17 protein-coding genes are annotated in these 16,972 nt (G+C 66.0%); 7 read left to right on the top strand and 10 right to left on the bottom strand.

The window, feature by feature from the left end; translation table 11 throughout:
- Nucleotides 1-11: 11 nt before the first annotated feature.
- Nucleotides 12-929 carry a DMT family transporter gene (locus SL003B_RS17580; protein WP_049792609.1) on the bottom strand — a complete coding sequence of 306 codons (918 nt, stop codon included), beginning with the start codon at nucleotides 927-929 and terminating at the stop codon, nucleotides 12-14.
- Between the two features lie 459 nt (nucleotides 930-1,388).
- Here SL003B_RS17580 and SL003B_RS17575 point away from each other — a divergent pair, with 459 nt between their 5' ends.
- Entirely contained in the window at nucleotides 1,389-2,093 is a 705-nt protein-coding gene (locus SL003B_RS17575) for a type 1 glutamine amidotransferase (protein ID WP_013654216.1), read from the top strand.
- Here the strand turns inward: SL003B_RS17575 and SL003B_RS17570 are convergent.
- From SL003B_RS17570 to SL003B_RS17555, 4 genes are read right to left on the bottom strand one after another with little or no spacing between them, the layout of a single operon-like run.
- Nucleotides 2,082-2,789 carry a LutC/YkgG family protein gene (locus SL003B_RS17570; RefSeq protein ID WP_013654215.1) on the bottom strand — a complete coding sequence of 236 codons (708 nt, stop codon included), beginning with the start codon at nucleotides 2,787-2,789 and terminating at the stop codon, nucleotides 2,082-2,084. The two genes, SL003B_RS17575 and SL003B_RS17570, sit on opposite strands and share 12 nt — an antisense overlap.
- Nucleotides 2,786-4,222, bottom strand: a complete 1,437-nt coding sequence (locus tag SL003B_RS17565; RefSeq protein ID WP_013654214.1) for a LutB/LldF family L-lactate oxidation iron-sulfur protein — start codon at nucleotides 4,220-4,222, stop codon at nucleotides 2,786-2,788. Before SL003B_RS17565 ends, SL003B_RS17570 begins: the two co-directional genes overlap by 4 nt.
- Nucleotides 4,223-4,250: 28 nt before the next feature.
- Complete coding sequence (locus tag SL003B_RS17560; protein ID WP_013654213.1) at nucleotides 4,251-5,027, bottom strand: (Fe-S)-binding protein; 777 nt, start codon at nucleotides 5,025-5,027, stop codon at nucleotides 4,251-4,253.
- Nucleotides 5,024-5,845: a FadR/GntR family transcriptional regulator gene (locus tag SL003B_RS17555; RefSeq protein WP_013654212.1), complete on the bottom strand. Its 822-nt coding sequence runs from the start codon at nucleotides 5,843-5,845 to the stop codon at nucleotides 5,024-5,026. The genes SL003B_RS17560 and SL003B_RS17555 overlap by 4 nt, the downstream gene beginning before the upstream one ends.
- Here SL003B_RS17555 and SL003B_RS17550 point away from each other — a divergent pair.
- On the top strand, nucleotides 5,825-7,441 hold the full coding sequence (locus tag SL003B_RS17550; protein WP_242390277.1) for a DUF3422 family protein: 1,617 nt from the start codon (nucleotides 5,825-5,827) through the stop codon (nucleotides 7,439-7,441). The genes SL003B_RS17555 and SL003B_RS17550 overlap by 21 nt on opposite strands.
- Nucleotides 7,442-7,555: 114 nt before the next feature.
- On the opposite strand, the gene SL003B_RS17545 is transcribed toward SL003B_RS17550, so the two are convergent.
- Together SL003B_RS17545 and SL003B_RS17540 are read right to left on the bottom strand one after the other, a co-directional pair.
- Complete coding sequence (locus tag SL003B_RS17545; RefSeq protein ID WP_013654210.1) at nucleotides 7,556-7,954, bottom strand: c-type cytochrome; 399 nt, start codon at nucleotides 7,952-7,954, stop codon at nucleotides 7,556-7,558.
- Between the two features lie 153 nt (nucleotides 7,955-8,107).
- Entirely contained in the window at nucleotides 8,108-9,052 is a 945-nt protein-coding gene (locus SL003B_RS17540) for a LysR family transcriptional regulator (protein ID WP_041375621.1), read from the bottom strand.
- A gap of 178 nt (nucleotides 9,053-9,230) precedes the next feature.
- On the opposite strand from SL003B_RS17540, the gene SL003B_RS17535 reads away from it, so the two are divergent.
- From SL003B_RS17535 to glcF, 4 genes are read left to right on the top strand one after another with little or no spacing between them, the layout of a single operon-like run.
- Complete coding sequence (locus SL003B_RS17535) at nucleotides 9,231-10,718, top strand: FAD-linked oxidase C-terminal domain-containing protein (RefSeq protein ID WP_242390406.1); 1,488 nt, start codon at nucleotides 9,231-9,233, stop codon at nucleotides 10,716-10,718.
- 8 nt (nucleotides 10,719-10,726) lie between these two features.
- A complete protein-coding gene (gene glcE, locus SL003B_RS17530; protein WP_013654207.1) occupies nucleotides 10,727-11,944 on the top strand; it encodes a glycolate oxidase subunit GlcE in 1,218 nt (405 codons plus the stop codon).
- A 53-nt stretch (nucleotides 11,945-11,997) separates the two neighbouring features.
- A complete protein-coding gene (locus tag SL003B_RS17525; protein WP_013654206.1) occupies nucleotides 11,998-12,363 on the top strand; it encodes a DUF4870 family protein in 366 nt (121 codons plus the stop codon).
- 27 nt (nucleotides 12,364-12,390) lie between these two features.
- Complete coding sequence (gene glcF / locus SL003B_RS17520; protein WP_013654205.1) at nucleotides 12,391-13,740, top strand: glycolate oxidase subunit GlcF; 1,350 nt, start codon at nucleotides 12,391-12,393, stop codon at nucleotides 13,738-13,740.
- A 29-nt stretch (nucleotides 13,741-13,769) separates the two neighbouring features.
- On the opposite strand, the gene SL003B_RS17515 is transcribed toward glcF, so the two are convergent.
- The 3 genes from SL003B_RS17515 to SL003B_RS17505 all read right to left on the bottom strand — a co-directional run bounded on the left by SL003B_RS17515 (nucleotide 13,770) and on the right by SL003B_RS17505 (nucleotide 15,904).
- Nucleotides 13,770-14,186 carry a c-type cytochrome gene (locus SL003B_RS17515; protein ID WP_013654204.1) on the bottom strand — a complete coding sequence of 139 codons (417 nt, stop codon included), beginning with the start codon at nucleotides 14,184-14,186 and terminating at the stop codon, nucleotides 13,770-13,772.
- A gap of 91 nt (nucleotides 14,187-14,277) precedes the next feature.
- Nucleotides 14,278-15,003, bottom strand: a complete 726-nt coding sequence (locus SL003B_RS17510) for a L,D-transpeptidase (RefSeq protein ID WP_013654203.1) — start codon at nucleotides 15,001-15,003, stop codon at nucleotides 14,278-14,280.
- Nucleotides 15,004-15,283: 280 nt separating this feature from the next.
- Nucleotides 15,284-15,904, bottom strand: coding sequence for a DUF2927 domain-containing protein (locus tag SL003B_RS17505; protein WP_242390276.1), 621 nt, complete (start codon nucleotides 15,902-15,904; stop codon nucleotides 15,284-15,286).
- A gap of 431 nt (nucleotides 15,905-16,335) precedes the next feature.
- On the opposite strand from SL003B_RS17505, the gene SL003B_RS17500 reads away from it, so the two are divergent.
- Nucleotides 16,336-16,962 carry a protein phosphatase CheZ gene (locus tag SL003B_RS17500; protein WP_242390275.1) on the top strand — a complete coding sequence of 209 codons (627 nt, stop codon included), beginning with the start codon at nucleotides 16,336-16,338 and terminating at the stop codon, nucleotides 16,960-16,962.
- Nucleotides 16,963-16,972: the final 10 nt, after the last annotated feature.

Here is a 16,972-nt window from a genome sequence, read left to right as displayed (position 1 = left end):
CGCCCGGCGGCTCAGCGGCCGCGCAGCATCATCACGTTGCCGGCCAGCACGAAGGCAAGGCCGGCGAGCGCGCCGGCGGTCCACTGGTAGCCCTCGAACAGCGTCGAGACGGTCAGCGCCAGCACCGGGAAGATCACCGTCACGTAGCCGGCCCGCCCCGAGCCGATGCGCCCGAGCAGCGTCAGGTAGGAGGCGAAGGCGAGCACCGAGGCGATCACCGCCAGATAGACCAGGCTGCCGACATAGACGAGCGTTGGCTCGAAGGCGAAGGACTGGCCGCGCACTCCGGCGAACATGCCGAGGAACAGCGCGCCATAGGCCATGCCCCAGGTCGTCGCCGGCGTCACCGCGAGGCCCTTGCGCTGGTTGGACGCCGACAGCATGTTGCCGAAGCAGAAGGACAGCGTGCCGAGCGCGCACAGGGCGAGGCCCCAGGCCGCGTCGAGGTTGATCTGCGCCCCCATGATCTGCGGCTGGAACATCAGCGCGATCCCGGCAAAGCCGATCAGCCCGGCGACCAGCGTCATCGGCCGCGGCCGCTGGCGGAACAGCAGGAAGGCCAGGAACAGGTTCAGCACCGAGGCGAGCGAGAACACCACCGCCAGTAGCCCGGACGGCAGCAGGCGCGCGCCGTAGTAGAAGAAGGTGAAGTTGGTCGAGAACAGCAGCGCCCCGAGCCCGGCGAAGCGCAGGTGGTCGCGCCAGCCGAAACGCAGCGACAGCCGCCGCACCCCGCTCCAACCGAACATCACCAGGGCTGCCAGCACAAAGCGCCAGAACACCGACACCTCCGGCGCGACGCCGTCGACCTGTCCTTTCATGGCGATCCAGCTGAAGCCCCAGGCGAACACCGTCAGGCCGTAGAGGCCGAGGTCGGTCGCCGACAGGGCAGGGTCGCGGGTGTCGTCCATCGTCTGGGAAACGGCCATGAGGGTCTCGTCGGGCAAGGAAGGCAAAGATACCATGCCGGCTTTGACTCTTCACTTCCAATGATTGTTGGTGATCGACTCATTCGTTTGTGTGAAGTATGGTGGTCGCGCTCGACTGCCGCCGCGGCCGGTCCCGTGCCGCGCGCTCGGCCCCCGGGATGGCGGGCGTCGGGACGGTGGCGATTTCGGCAGACGACCGGCAGCTCATCGGCAGCTTTCCGGCGGCTTTCCTGCAGGAGATCAGGAGGCATATCGACACGGGGCGCAGCACCGGCAGCGTTCGCCGCCAGAGGACCAATAAGGCGCCTGCGAAGGGAGCCCGCCCGGCGGGGATATCCTGTGCTGCTGCGGCATCGCCGAGCCCTTCGCTGGTGGACAACCATCTCGCCAGAGTGCGCGAAGCGCATCAAAATAACGGGCCGCGAATCGTCCCTCTCTCACGCCCGCAGGCCGATCCGAATGCAGGTCCTTGTCATCGAGAATTACCCCGAAACCCCGCTCGGCCAGGTTGGACGTGCCCTTGACGAGGCCGGCATCGCCGCCCGGGTTGTCTCCGCCCATGCCGGTGCGCCGGTACCGGAAAGTCCCGGCGAGCATGCCGGTCTCGTCGTCTTCGGCGGTGCCCAGGATGCCCTCGACGACGCCGGCTATCCCTTCCTGCCGAAGGTCTGCGATCTCATCCGCGCCTTTCATGCCGCCGACCGTCCGGTGCTCGGCATCTGCCTCGGCGCGCAGCTCATCGCCCGCGCCTTCGGTGGTACGAACATCCTCGGCCGGCCAGTCGAGTTCGGCTGGCGGCCGGTGACGCCGACGCCGGCGGCCGTCGACGATCCCCTGTTCTCCGTCCTGGGCGACGGCGCACCGCTGTTTCACTGGCATTCGGACACCTTCACCCTGCCCGAGGGCGCGCTCCATCTGGCCGCCAGCGCGATGACCGAGAACCAGGGCTTCCGCCTCGGCCGCGCGACGTATGCCACCCAGTTCCACTTCGAGACGGGGCTTGCCGAGGCACGCTTCTGGAGCGAGCGCTTCGCCGACCTGATTGCCGAGCACACACCCGCCTGGGCGGATCGCTTCGAAGGCGAGGCGCGCATCCATGCTCCGGCGTCGGACGTGGCCGGGGCGGCGCTGGCGAGGGCCTGGGTCGGCCTGCTACGCCCCTGATTGCGTCCCTGACACGGCCGGTCCTACGACGAGGATATGCAACGCTCGCGGTCCGTGGGCGCCGAGCAGCAGGGTCTGCTCGATATCCGCCGATCGCGACGGGCCGGTGATGAAGTTCACCGTCCGCGGCATCGTGCCCTTTCCGTAGATCGTCCTCAGCCGGTCCCAGACCGATTCCAGGTCGCCGAGGATGTTGGCGGCGGGGATAACCACGATATGGTGCTCGGGCAGGAAGTTGAGCGTTGTCGGATTGTCCGTTCCCGACACCAGCGCCAGTGTACCCGTTTCGGCGACGCCGGCCAGGGCATGGGAGACCGTGACCAGATCCGACGCCCGCGCATGGCCACGGGTCACCTCCAGCCCCGCCGCAGCCGTCCAGTCGAGTTCGGCAAGGCGCGGATCCGCTCCGATACGGATCTGGTGCGGAAGGTTTTTTTGCCGCAGATAGGCGGATATCGCGGCCGGCACGGCCTCCGCTGAGGCCAACCGTTCGGTGCTCGCCTGGACGCTCTCGGCCATCCGGACGAACAGCTCGACCCGATCCTCCGGCGGCAACTGCCCCCGCGCCGGAACGAGCCCGCGCGGCGCGTCGGCGAGCCGCGCGGCGACGGCTGCCCTGCGATCCGGATCGCTTCCCTTGCGTCCCAGAGAGGCGCGGATCTTGGCTAGGATCGCCGTGCGCGCGGTCGTGGTCATTGCGGCATCCTCCCGCCATCTCGTTGTTTTTGCTTCCAAAGATCCTGGAAAGTGCGGCCCTCCGGCGCCGGCAGGTCGCGATGCCGGGTCCAGCCTCCGGCCAGCGGCAGCGCGCGGAAGCCGCCCTTGCCGCCGCCAAGCCACCCGAGCCCGCCCGCCGCGATCCTGGCCGCCAGCCGATACAGGGCGGGCCGCTTGGCAAGGAACGCCCACAGCGACAGGCCGTAGCGCGTCGTCGCCGGCGTCAGGTTGCGCTCGAATTCCCGTTCCCGCCAGTGCCGCATCATCTTCGGCAGCGGAATGCGCATCGGGCACACCGCTTCGCAGCGCCCGCAGAAGGTCGAGGCATTCGGCAGGTGGCCGGCTTGCTCGACGCCGATCAGCGACGGCGTCAGCACTGCGCCCATCGGTCCCGGATAGACCCAGCCGTAGGCGTGGCCGCCGATCGAGTGGTAGACGGGGCAGTGGTTCATGCAGGCGCCGCAGCGGATGCAGCGCAGCATCTCCTGATACTCCGAGCCGAGCATGGCCGAACGGCCGTTGTCGAGCAGGATGACGTGGTATTCGTCAGGGCCGTCCGGGTCGGCGGCGCGGCGCGGACCAGTCGACAGCGTCGTGTAGACCGACATGTCCTGTCCGGTCGCCGAACGGGCAAGTAGCCTCAGGATTTGCGCCGCGTCCTCCAGCGTCGGCGTGACCTTTTCCAGCGAGGCAAGCACAATGTGGACCCGGGGCAGGATCTGGGTCAGGTCGCCGTTGCCCTCGTTGGTGACGATGACCGACGTGCCGGTTTCCGCGATCAGGAAATTGGCGCCGGTGATGCCGACGTCAGCCTGGAAATACCTGTCGCGCAGCACGGCCCTGGCCTCACCGAGCAGGGTCGTCGGCTCGTCGAGGTTGCGTGCCGGATCGAGATGAGTGTGCACGCGGCGGAAGTCGGCCTCGACCTGGCGCTGGGTGACATGGACGGCTGGAGCGATGATGTGGCTCGGATGCTCGCCGCGCAGCTGGATGATGTATTCGCCGAGATCGGTTTCGACCGGGACGATCGCGTGCTCCTCCAGGAAGGCGTTGAGGCCGATCTCCTCGGAGACCATCGACTTGCCCTTGGTCACCGTCCGCGCGTTCACGCGTCGGCAGATGTCGAGAACGATCTGGCATGCGTCGGCGCCCGTTTCGGCCCAGTGGACATGGCCTCCCGCCGCCGTGACCTTGGCCTCGTATTCCTCCAGGTAGAGGTCGAGATGGGCGAGGGTATGATCCTTGATCTGTCGGCCGACGTCGCGCAGGGCGTCGAATTCCGGCAGCGCCGCGACCGCCTTGGCGCGCTTTTCGATGAAGTTGCTGCGCACGTGGCGCAGCGCGCTCTGCAATTCGCTGTCGGCCAGGGCTTCGACGGCGTTTTTCCTGAACCGCGGTGATGTGCTCTGCATGGCCGTTCCTCTCCCTCGCCGGAGCGCGTCAGCGCCGCTTTTCGCCGATTGCCGGCGTGTCGGTCATCCCGGCGAGCACCTCGGCCACGTGCCGTGCCTTGATCGGCGATCCCTCCCGCTTCAGCTTGCCCGACATGTTCATCAGGCAGCCGAGGTCGCCGGCGAGCAGCGTTTCGGCCTGTGTGGCCGCGATGTCCGCCGTTTTGCGCGACACGATGGAATTCGAAATGTCCGGGTACTTGACGCAGAAGGTGCCGCCGAAGCCGCAGCAGACCTCCGACTCCTTCATCTCGCGCAACTCCAGGCCTTTGACCGTGGCGAGCAGGGCGCGCGGCTGGGCCTTGATTCCGAGTTCCCGCAAGCCCGAGCAACTGTCGTGATAGGTCACCGTGCCGTCATGGCTGGCCGACACGCCGGTGACTTTCAGGACATCCGTCAGAAAACTGACGAGTTCGAACACCTTGGCGGAAAAGGCTTCGGCACGGCCGGCCCAGGGGTCGTTCGCATCGAACAGTTCGACATAGTGCTTCTTGAGCATGCCGCCGCAGGAGCCTGACGGGGCGACGACATAGTCGTAGCCCTCGAACGCCCGGATCACGCCCTCGGCGATGGCACGTGCGTCCGCTCGGTCGCCGGAGTTGAAGGCAGGCTGGCCGCAGCATGTCTGCGCCGCCGGCACTTCGACGCTGCAGCCGGCGTCCTCCAGCAACTTTACCGCGGCGAAGCCGACGCTCGGGCGGAACAGGTCGACGAGACAGGTGACGAAAAGGCCGACCCGGAGGCCGTCCGCTGGGGAAGCTGTCATTGCGGTGTCTCTGCCTTGCTCTTGTGCTGGGCCTCGGCTTTTCGCCGTTTGCCCTGGGTATCCAGTCTTTGCTGCAGACGCAGCTCGGCCACCTCGTCCCGAAAACCGGAACGTTCGGAGGCCTTCAGTGCTTCGCGTACGAAGTCGATGTGCGCTTCCGCCGCGCGCCGGGCTCCTGCGCCGTCTCCGGCACAGAGATGATCCAGGATCTCACGATGCTGGTCGAGCAGGCACCGGCGTGCGTCCGGACGACTGTAGAGTTTCGTCCGGTTGAAGAAGACGCCGTTCTCCAGCAGGCGATAGCAGGCCCTCAAGGTATGCAGCAGCACGATATTATGTGCCGCCTCGCCGACGGCCTGGTGGAAGTCGACGTCGAGCCGGGCTTCGCTCGGATAGTCATCGTCCGAAAAAGCGCGGTCCATGTCGGCGACGATCTGTGTCAGGATCTCGCGGTCGGCCGCGGTCATGCGTGCGGCGGCATGCTCGGCGGCGATCCCTTCGATGTCGCGCCGGAAGTCCAGGTAGTCTTCGATCGCCGAGCCGTGGCGGCCGATTAGGTCGACGATCGGCTCGGAAAAGACGGTGCCGATCACGTCGGCGACGAAGGTTCCGCCCCCCTGCCGGCTAACCACGAGTCCCCTGTCTTCGAGCGTTTTCAAGGCAGCCCGCAGGATTGGACGCGACACGTCGACCAGCGTCACCAGCTCGCGTTCCGGCGGCAGCCGGTCGCCCGGACGCAGGATCCCGTGCAGGATCAGTTCCTCGATCTGCTGCACGACCGCGTCTGCAGTGCGCATATGCCGGATCTTCTCGAACATGAACCCGTTCGCTCACTCTCGTACCCCGATCGGCGCCGCGGACCATGGCACGCACGGACACATGAGGGCATGAAGATAAATGGTCAAGAAAATTGTCCAGTTGCAAGCGAAATGACGTGTCATGCGCGCTTCGCCGCGCAGGCACACCACGGCCGGGTGCCCCGGAAACCGGGCAAGCTTGCGACGTTGGTGCTTGCGGCCTTTTTGCATGATGACAAGTCCGGGGTCTCGGGCAATGGTGAAGCCATGGACGCGAACGACAGCATTTCTCCACCAGCTACCGACGCCCCGGCCTTGCCGGACGGGCGCCTGCCGGCCTTCGAGCCGCACACGTTGCGGCCCTTCGTGCTGGGCGAAATTCACGCGCGGCCGTTTCGGCCGGTCGCGACACCGCGCATCGTCCTGCACTATGCGTTCACCTGCGATGCCGAACAGGCGCGGGCGGATCGGCTTTGGCTGGCCGAACGCTGCGCCAGCCAGGGCGGACCGAGTCCGGACGAGGGCATGCGCTCGCATGCGTTTGCGTTCGGCGCCGGCCTCCTGCGCTGGGAACAGCATGCGGAATTCATCACCTACACATGGGATGGGCCGGCGGCAGCCATGGCGCCTTTCGGCGGCGTTCCGGGCTCGCATCCGTTCGGCTCGGGGTTCCGGGCGCCCGGTCCGCTGCTGTCGGCGGTGCGTCTCGATCTTCTGCCCTCGGGCGCCGACGATCTTCAGGTCGTGGAACGCCATTTCGACCCGGCCAGCCTGTCGGCCTTCCAGGCGGATGGGGAGGCCGCGATCGCGGCGACCGACTTCCGCCAGGACGGCGACGGCATGACCCGCATCCTGGTGCTCAACCGTTCGATGAACGAGAACCAGGCGGGTGCCTTCGTGCAGCGCCTGCTCGAAATCGAGACCTACCGAACGCTTGCCTTGCTCGGGCTTCCGGTCGCCATCCGTCTTGCACCGGAGATCGGCAGGATCGAACGCGACCTGGTCGAGATCACGGCCCATATCCAGGATACCTCCGGCCTGGAGCCGAACCGGGCGCTGCTTGAGAAGCTGTCCAGTCTGGCCGCCGATCTGGAGGCCGGCGCGGCTGCCAGCGCCTACAGGTTCGGGGCGAGTCGGGCGTACTACGAAATCGTCAAGGCGAGGCTCCAGGCGATTGCTGAAAGTCCGTTGCCCGGCCACATGGGCATGTCTGCTTTCCTGACGCGCCGCCTCGCTCCGGCCATGCGCACGTGTCAGGCGATGGAGGACCGGCAGGCCAACCTGTCGCGCAAGCTTGCACGCGCGACGACGCTGCTGCGCACCCGCGTCGACGTCGACCTCGAACAGCAGAACCGCAATCTGCTGGAATCCATGAACCGGCGGGCGCGCCTGCAACTGCGCCTGCAACAGACGGTCGAGGGCCTCTCGGTCGCCGCGATCAGCTACTACATCGTCGGTCTGATCGGCTATCTTGCCAAGGCGGCGAAGGATGCTGGCCTGCCGATGCTCGAGCCTGCCGTGGCTACAGGGGTGTCCGTGCCGGTAGTTCTGCTGGTGATCTGGCATACCATCCGGCGCATCCGGGCCCATCATGCGGAAGGCGACGACGGGCACTGAACGGCAAGCCGTCTCACGCCCGTGTCTGGCTGCCCCGAAACGCCCGATTCGAACTCCGAAACGGGAAAGGCCGGGCACCATGTCCCGGCCTTTCATACGTCATGAGTCCGAGCCTTACTTCGCCGAACCGTCTTCGTTGAACTGGCTCAGGTAGGCGATGACGTCCGACAGGTCGTCGTCCTTCTTCAGACCGACGAAGGCCATCTTGTTCTTCGGGATCGCTTCCTTCGGGTTGTGCAGGTAGGTGGTGAGCGTCGCTTCGTCCCAGACCTTGTCGCCCGCGCCGAACTCGATCATGGCCGGGGAATACTTGAAGCCTTCAATCGACGCGATCTTGCGGCCGACGATGCCGTTCAATTCCGGTCCGACCTTGTTCTTCGCGTTGGCGCCGACATCGTGGCAGGCCTGGCACTTCTTGAAGACCTTTTCGCCCTTTGCCGCGTCGCCGTCGGCGAAGGCCGTCGCGGTCAGCGCAAGAAACGCCACGCTGGCAAGGACCGTGACATTCTTCATTTCTCTCTCCCTCCAAAAAAACGCTATCCGGCTAGCATGGGCGCAAATTGGCCCGACAAGGCCGATCCGACAAGACCGAGATGCAGATCCTACGACCTTTTTGCTGTGTCCGGGCACTATGTCGCAGCGTCCGGATGCGAGCAACCTGCGAATTCAACCGATCTCGACCACGTTTGGTTCCGCAAGCCAGGCGTCCAGGCCGGCGTCCCAGTAGGGCGACGGACCGTAGAGTTGCGCGAGGAAGTCGATGAACACGCGGACCTTCGCCGGCAGGAAGCGGCGGCTGGGATACACTGCGTGCAGACCAACGTCCTTGGAGGCGCGGTATTGCGGCAAAACGATGCGCAGCTTGCCGTCGCGCAGTTCCGGTCCGATGTCCCAGGTCGAGCGCAGGGCGACGCCGACACCGGCCAGCAGGGCCTCGCGGACGACCTCGCTGGAGTTGGTGCGCACCGGCGCTCCTGTGCGCACGATCTCGATGCCGCGCGGTCCCATCAGCCGCCACGGATCCTGCGCGGCGGCCGCGATGCAGACATGGTTCTCCTGCAGGTCCTCGATGGAGCGCGGCTCGCCGTAGCGCGAAAGATAGGATGGCGCGGCGCACAGGATGCGGTGCACCGGCGCGAGGCGCCGGGCCACCAGGCTGGAATCCGACAGTTCGGCGATCCGGATGGCGAGATCGTAGCCTTCCCCGACGATGTCGACGAAATCGTCGGCAAGGTCGAGGTTGACCGCGAGATCGGGGTTGTCCTCCAGGAAGCGTCCGAGGTAGGGCGCGATGTGCAGGCGTCCGAACGACGTCGGCGCGGTGACCTTCAAGGTGCCGCGCGCCTGGGCCGAGCCGCGGGTGACGAAGGATTCGGCTTCTTCGACGGAAGCTAGGATGGCAACCACCCGTTCGTAGAAGCCCTGCCCGGCCTCTGTCATCGCGATCTGGCGGGTCGTACGTTGCAGCAGGCGTGTTCCGAGCCGATCCTCCAGTCGGCGGATCCGTTTCGACACGACGGCCGGCGACAGAGCCATCTCCCGTCCCGCCGCGGACATGCTGCCGGCGCTGACGACACGGGCGAAAATTTCCATATCCGTGAGATTGCTCATTTTGTCCCGATCGGAAACAGTTCTAGTAGCAGCCCCAATGTTCCGTTTTGGTCGGCTTCTTGGCAGAGTGCTTGAAACCGGTCGCAGGCAAATCGATCAGCACGCTCGATTTACGCGATCGACGGCAAGAGTGGATCACATTTCTTGCTGAAATGGAAAGGGAGAGATCATGGCTGGGATTGCGATGCCCGTTCCGGATGCGACCGTGATCGCCCGGCGCGACGAGATCGTCACCGCCTTGAAGGCCATTGTTCCCGGAGAGGGCGTGATCGCCGACGAGATCGAGATGCGTCCCTACGAAACCGACGGGCTCACCGCCTATCGCCAGATGCCGCTTATCGTCGTTCTGCCCGAGACGGTCGACCAGGTCGCCCGCATCCTGCGCTACTGCTACGACAATGCAATCAAGGTGGTGCCGCGCGGGGCGGGAACGTCGCTGTCGGGCGGCGCCCTGCCTCTCGCCGACGGCGTGCTGATGTCGATGATGAAGTTCAACCGCGTTCTCGATATCGACTTCGCCAACCGTGCCGCCGTCGTGCAGCCGGGCGTGACCAACCTCGGCATCACCCGGGCGGTCGAGCACGAGGGCTTTTACTACGCGCCTGATCCGTCGTCGCAGATCGCCTGTTCCATCGGCGGCAACATCGCGGAAAACTCCGGCGGTGTGCACTGCCTCAAATACGGCCTGACCACGAACAACGTTCTCGGCCTGGAGATGGTGCTGATGACCGGCGAGGTCATTCGCCTGGGCGGCAAGCACCTCGACAGCGAGGGGTATGACCTGCTCGCCCTGATGACCGGTTCGGAAGGGCTGCTCGGCGTCGTTACCGAGGTCACTGTCCGTATCCTGCAGAAGCCTGAGACGGCACGCGCGGTGCTGATCGGCTTCCCGTCCAGCGAGGACGGTGGGCGGTGCGTGGCCGACATCATCGGCGCGGGCATCATTCCGGGCGGCATGGAAATGATGGACAAGCCCGCGATCCACGCCGCCGAGGATTTCGTCAACGCCGGCTATCCCCGCGACGCCGAAGCCCTGTTGATCGTCGAGCTGGACGGCCCGGAGGCCGAGGTCGACTATCTGCTCGCCCGCGTCGAGGAGATCGCACGCGCCAACAACGCCGGCTACTTGCGCACCTCGACCACCGAAGACGAACGGCTGGCCTTCTGGGCCGGCCGCAAGGCTGCGTTCCCGGCGGTCGGCCGCATTTCGCCCGACTACCTGTGCATGGATGGCACCATCCCGCGCCGGGAACTGCCGCGCGTGCTCGCGCGCATGCGCGACCTGTCCGAAAGACACGGCTTGCGGGTCGCGAATGTCTTCCATGCCGGCGACGGCAACCTGCACCCGCTGATCCTCTACGACGCCAACAGGCCTGGCGAACTGGAGGCGGCCGAAGCCTTCGGCGCCGATATCCTGCGCCTGTGCGTTGAAGTCGGCGGCGTGCTGACCGGCGAGCACGGCGTCGGCATCGAAAAGCGCGATCTGATGACGGAGATGTTCTCCGACGAGGATCTCAGGCAGCAGCAGCGGGTCAAGTGCGCCTTCGACGAAAAGCAGCTGCTCAACCCGGGCAAGGTCTTCCCGGTGCTGCATCGCTGCGCGGAGCTCGGCCGGATGCACGTGCACAAGGGCCAGTTGCCTTTCCCGGATATTCCGCGTTTTTGAGGCGCCCCATGAATTCGACCTTCAAGCCGCAGTCGACCGACGAGACGCGCGACGTCCTGCGCTGGGCGGCAGCCGAGGAGACGCCGCTCGAGATCCTTGGTCAAGGGTCCAAGCGTGCGCTCGGGCGCCCGGTGCAGGCCGCCCATGTTCTCGACCTGTCGGATCTCGCTGGCGTCGAGGTTTACGAGCCGGCCGAACTGGTTCTGACCGCCAGGGCCGGCACGCCGATCGCCGATGTCGAGGCGCTCGTCGCCGCGCACAACCAGGAACTGTCGTTCGAGCCGATGGACTACGGTCCGCTGCTCGGCCAGGAGCCGGGCCGGGGCACGATCGGAGGCGTTCTTGCCGGCAACCTCGCCGGGCCGCGCCGGATCAAGGCCGGCGCCGCGCGTGACCACATCCTCGGCATGGAAGCCGTGTCCGGCCGCGGCGAGATCTTCAAGGCGGGCGGACGGGTCGTGAAGAACGTCACCGGCTACGACCTGCCGCGCGTACTGTGCGGCTCTTGGGGCACGCTTGCCGTCGCGACCACGGTCACGCTCAAGGTCAATCCGCGCAGCGAAACCAGCGCCACATTCCTGCTTCCGGGCCTGTCCGACCGGGATGCCGTCAGGGCCATGTGCGCGGCGATGGGCTCTTCGGCGGAGGTTTCCGCCGCCGCTCATCTTCCCGAAGGCTTGTTCCAGCGGCTTGGACTTGCCGGGCAGGATCGCCCGGGACCGGTCACCCTGCTGCGTCTGGAAGGGTTCGGCCCGTCGGTCGACTATCGCTTCCGCGCGCTTGGCGGCCTGCTCGCCCCGTTCGGAATTGCCGAGCGCGTCGAGCACGACGCCTCCCGGGCGATCTGGAGCGCGGTGCGCGATTGTCTGCCGTTCGCGGGTGCGCGCACTCCGGTCTGGCGGCTGTCCGTGCCGCCGACGCGCGGTGCCGAAGTCGTCGACAGGCTCGAACGTGAGATGCCGGTCGAGGCGTTCTATGACTGGAGCGGCGGTCTGGTCTGGCTGCACAATCTGGACGGCGAACTGCACGACGTGCCGATCCGGGCGGCGATCGCCGATTGTGGCGGCGGCCATGCGACGCTGGTGCGCGCCAGCGCTTCCAGCCGTGTCTCCGCGCCGCCGTTACAGCCTCAGCCGGCGCCGCTGGCCGCTCTCGCGGCGCGCCTCAAGGCGCAGTTCGATCCCCATGGGGTCTTGAATCCGGGCCGCATGCGCGTTGATCTTTAGGGGCCTGCGTCGGTTGGCGCGCGTTTATTGGTTTAAAGCGAAGGATTTCTGCCATGAGCATGCACCAAGACACCGACATGGCCGGCTTCGTCGAGCCGGGCGGCCGGAACGTCACCCTCATTTACATCCTTTATCTGGTCGGCTTCGTGATCGGGTTCACCAGTCTGATCGGTCTCGTCTTCGCCTATCTGAACCGGGGTCGCAGCCAGGGCTGGACCACCAGCCACTATACGTTCCAGATCCGCACTTTCTGGATCGCGCTGCTCTACGGGCTCGTCTGTCTGGTACTCGCCTTCATCGGTATCGGCTTCGTGCTCATGATTCTGGTTGCGATCTGGGTCATCGTGCGCTGCGTGAAGGGGCTGCAGGCAGCCTCACGGCAGCAACCGATCGCCGATCCGCAAACCTGGCTGTTCTGATCCTCCCGAACCCGGACCTGTGGCCGCATGCAAACGAACTTCACACCCGAGCAACTGCGTGACGCCCATGTTGCGGAGTCGGAAAAGATCCTGCGCAAATGCGTCCACTGCGGCTTCTGCACGGCGACATGTCCCACCTTCGCGCTGCTTGGCGACGAACTCGACAGCCCGCGCGGCCGGATCTACCTGATCAAGGACATGCTGGAGAACGACAGGCCGGCCGATGCGCGCATCGTCAAGCACATCGACCGCTGCCTGTCTTGCCTGTCCTGCATGACAACGTGTCCCTCGGGCGTGCATTACATGCATCTGGTCGATCACGCCCGTGTCCATATCGAGAAAACCTATCGTCGGACGCTGGCGGACCGCCTGATCCGCGGCATGCTCGCCATGGTGCTGCCCTATCCCAGGCGCTTCCGCCTGGCGCTGGTCGGAGCGACCCTCGGCCGTCCCTTGGCAGGAGTGTTCAAGGCGATGGGCGGTCCCCTGGCCAGGCTCGGCGCGATGCTCGAACTCGCCCCGGCCAAGGCCCCGACGCGCTCGCGTTTCGAGGGGCCGGGCACGTTTGCCGCGCAAACGATGCACCGGAAAGGACGGGTTGCCCTGCTGTCCGGTTGCGCACAACCGGTTCTGGCGCCGTCGATCAACGAAGCAACCATCCGCCTGCTGCGGCGGGCGGGCTATGACGTGGTGCTACCGAAGGGCGAAGGCTGCTGCGGTGCGCTCGTGCACCATATGGGCCGCGAGGAGGCGGCGCTCGACAACGCCCGGCGCAACGTCGACGTCTGGACCCGCGAAGCGGACGGAGACGGACTGGACGCCATCCTGATCACGGCGTCGGGCTGCGGCACCACCATCAAGGATTACGGCTTCATGCTGCGTGAGGATCCTCTCTATGCGGAGAAGGCCGCAAGGGTTTCCGCGCTCGCCAGGGACGTCACCGAGTTCCTGGCCGGGGTCGAGCTTGGCACGCCGCAGCGCTCGGCCGCGCTGACCGTCGCCTACCACTCCGCCTGCTCGATGCAGCACGGCCAGAAGATCACCCGCCAGCCGAAGGACCTCCTCAAGGCCGCGGGTTTCGTCGTCAAGGATGTGCCGGAGGGGCATCTGTGCTGCGGTTCGGCCGGCACCTACAACATCCTCCAGCCGGAGATCGCGACACGGCTGCGCGACCGCAAGGTCGCCAACATCGAGAAGACCCGGCCGGATCTGATCGCCACCGGCAACATCGGCTGCATGACGCAGATCGGCCAGGGCACGCGAATCCCGATCGTGCACACCGCCGAACTGCTCGACTGGGCCTACGGCGGTCCGGTGCCGGAGGCTCTGGGCGAGAGCGCCATGGCCGCCGCGCAGGAATCCGCCGCAAACGGCTAGACCCGATCCCGGATTAAGGACAGGAGGGCTCAGAAGATCCCGTTCCGCCGTTGCTCGGCCCGGATGAAGTCGATGATCGCGGCGATCTCGCCGTCGCCGACATCCTCCACCGGCGGCATGTCGCCGAAGCCCCAGTGATGGGCCCGCACCCCGCGGCGGACGGCCAGAACGAAGGTACCGTCTGCGTGATGGGAAGGCTCGTAGATCTTGTGAACGAGAGGCGGCCCGTTCGCCGTCCCGGTTCCCTTGGTGCCGTGACATTCGGCGCAATAGGTGTCGAACGCCGCCTGTCCCGTTCCCGTCGTGTCGGTTCGGAGCGCGGAGACCTTCGGCGGTATTGGCACGTCGCCGGCCCTGCCGAGCCAGCCGTAGGCCCCGGCGCCGGCAACGCCGATGACGACGGCTGCGGCCAGGATCCGGACGGAGGGCTGTGGTTTCGGCATCATGATCGCTTCCGGGCACTGTCTTGCGGCAGACGGACTCTCATCCTTCCAGCAGGGGGAAGGTCAAGCCTCGGCCGCGACGACGCGTTCGGGATCAGATGACGTGCACCTTGGTGCCGACGCCGACCCGTTGATACAGGTCGGTCACGTCCTCGTTGCGCATGCGGATGCAGCCGGACGACACGGCATGTCCGATCGTCCAGGGCTCGTTGGAGCCGTGGATGCGGTACAGCGTCGAGCCGAGATAGAGCGCCCGCGCGCCGAGCGGGTTCTGCGGCCCGCCGGGCATGAATTCCGGCAGGTCGGGCTGGCGTTGGCGCATCTCCGACGGTGGGCGCCAGTCCGGCCATTCCGCCTTGCGGGTGACCGTGTGGGTTCCCGCCCATTCGAAGCCGGGGCGTCCGACGCCGATGCCGTAGCGGCGCGCCGTGCCCCCGCGCTGGACGAGGTAAAGGTAGCGGGCGTTCGTGTCGACCACGATCGTTCCGGGCGCGTGCGGCCCGTCGTAGTCGACGATCGTCGGCAGGTACTGCGGTGCGATCTGCCTGTGCCGCGGCGTCTGGGTGCGCGCCGGCTGGGCATGCGCGATCTGCGACTGGACCGGCTGGGACGGGCGGAACAGGCGCGGCATGACGGCGCCTTGCGCGGGCATTTCGGTTCCCCGCTGTCGACGCGGCTGCAACTGCAGCACCCACGGTTCGGCCAGATTGGGGCTCAGAACGAGCGGCGGCGGCGACGCCCTTCCGGAGGTGCCGGCATTCGCGCCGGCCGAAACGGCGCTCAGCACGGCGGCCAGGACAAGCGAGGCAATGCGTTTCATCGACGGTACCCTCTACCAATCGTCTTGAAACCGGGAACCGCCGCGGCCTGGTGCCCCGGTCAAGCACCGGGACCGGGAGCTGGCTGCGGCAGCGATCGATCCGATTTTAGGAAAATTGACGATGGGAATGGTGAATCGGACGGTAACCCGTCCAGCAATCTGCCGGCAGGGTTAGCAAGCCGTTTCCAAACAGGGTTACCGGTCGGCTGCAGCAGCACCGCGCGTCCGCGAACGGTCCGCCGAGCCGGTTGATCCGTCTTCGATTTCGTCGCTTTCGTGGTTAATTCAGCCGCCGTCGTACGTCGCGCACGATCACGGGCAGGATCTCTTCCATCTGCGGCCGGTTCATGCCCGGTTTCACGCGCGGATCGTAGAGCATGTTCAGCAGGAACTGGTCGAAGGCGGTGAACCGGCTGTGTCGCGAATAGTCGTTGAAGACGGAATGGGCCAGGCTGGGGTCGTCGTTCATGGGACCGAGCCCCTGCAGGATCTCTTCGACCAGGCAGCGGTTGAACAGAAATTCGCCCTCGTCGGAAACGATCACCGCCGACGAGCGGGTGATGCCCCGGCGCCCGGATTCCACCCGCACCAGGCATCGGCCGGGCGCCGTTGCGGTCATGTCGCGATAGATGTCCCGGCGCACGACATCGACATATTGGGACCGGTCGACGACGAAGACGTGGAAGTTGGCCTCCTCCGGCGTTGCCGCCATCGAGGCCGACAGTCCGTGGATCTTGCGGTCGATCTCGCGGACGAAGGCCTCCACCGTTGCCGTGCGGTTTCGGCGTGCCAGGTTATGGACCTGGAAGCGGACCGGCCGGGTGTATTTCTTCACCAGATACGGTTGCCAGCTCCATGAGCGGTATTCCAGACCGAAAACCGTGTTGACGAAACCGGCCATGAGTTCTTCCGTCGAGAACGTGTCCGATGCGGCCAGAGACCTGGCCGGCGCGACCGTGATCAGAAGCAATGCAAGGAGTAGCAGTCGGCGCATCGGGCGTTGGTCAACTCGGCATCGGATCCGCGAAGGAAGGCAGCCGTTGGGCCGCTGGACGGCGAGCGCGACTGTATCTCTTGAGGACGCTGAAATCACCCCAATATGCTGAAAACTGGCCGGAAATCGCTACAGGACGTCCTCAGGGAACATTTCTTTAAACTTCCGTCTCTAAAAAGAGGAGCGCGTTGGGGAACCACGACGGGCACTGGCTGAAGAGGACGGGAGTGGGTATGGCTGCGGTGAGGCGTGCATTTCGGGCTGAAAGCCTGTTCCGCGAAAGCTTGGGCGCTGGCGGACCTGTAGAAACCCGCGAAGAGCAACGGCACCGTGAGTTGATGGCGGAAATCGCCGCCCTGAGATCGATCGTTTCCGGCGGCCCCGACGCCAAGTCGATGAGCGATCAGGTTCTGCAGGAGTTCCGGCGCGAACTCAGTGAAGCCTCCAGGCTGAAGGCCGAACTCGATTCGATCTACGAGGCGATCAACCGGACCAAGAAGGAAATCGCCGCCCTCCATCACACGACCGGTTCGGAAGGCGAGGAGATGACCCGCGTCGCCAACGAACTCGACGCGGTCGTCGACGGCACCGAGGGCGCAACGGAAGCCATCCTGTCGGCTGCCGAGTTCATCGACGAGACGGCCAACACCCTGTCGGCGCGCATCAAGGGACAGGACCGCGAACTGGCCCAGGACATCCAGGAGCGCGTGATCCAGATTTTCGAAGCCTGCAACTTCCAGGATCTCACCGGTCAGCGCATCACCAAGGTCGTTGGCACGTTGCGGTTCATCGAGGAACGCATCATCGACATGATGGAGATCTGGGGCGGCATCGAGACCTTCACCGAAATCGAGGTCGAAATGCGCGCCCGTGCGGAGGGCGACGCGGCCCTGCTGAACGGTCCGTCGCTGAAGACCGACACCGACGTCGCCACCCAGGACGACATCGACGCCCTGTTCGCCTGACCGCACGGTA

Origin of the sequence: Polymorphum gilvum SL003B-26A1 (assembly GCF_000192745.1) — a bacterium.
Taxonomy (GTDB): domain Bacteria; phylum Pseudomonadota; class Alphaproteobacteria; order Rhizobiales; family Stappiaceae; genus Polymorphum; species Polymorphum gilvum.
The sequence above is the reverse complement of the archived record's forward strand: the minus strand, read 5'-3'. Positions and strand labels throughout refer to the sequence as shown.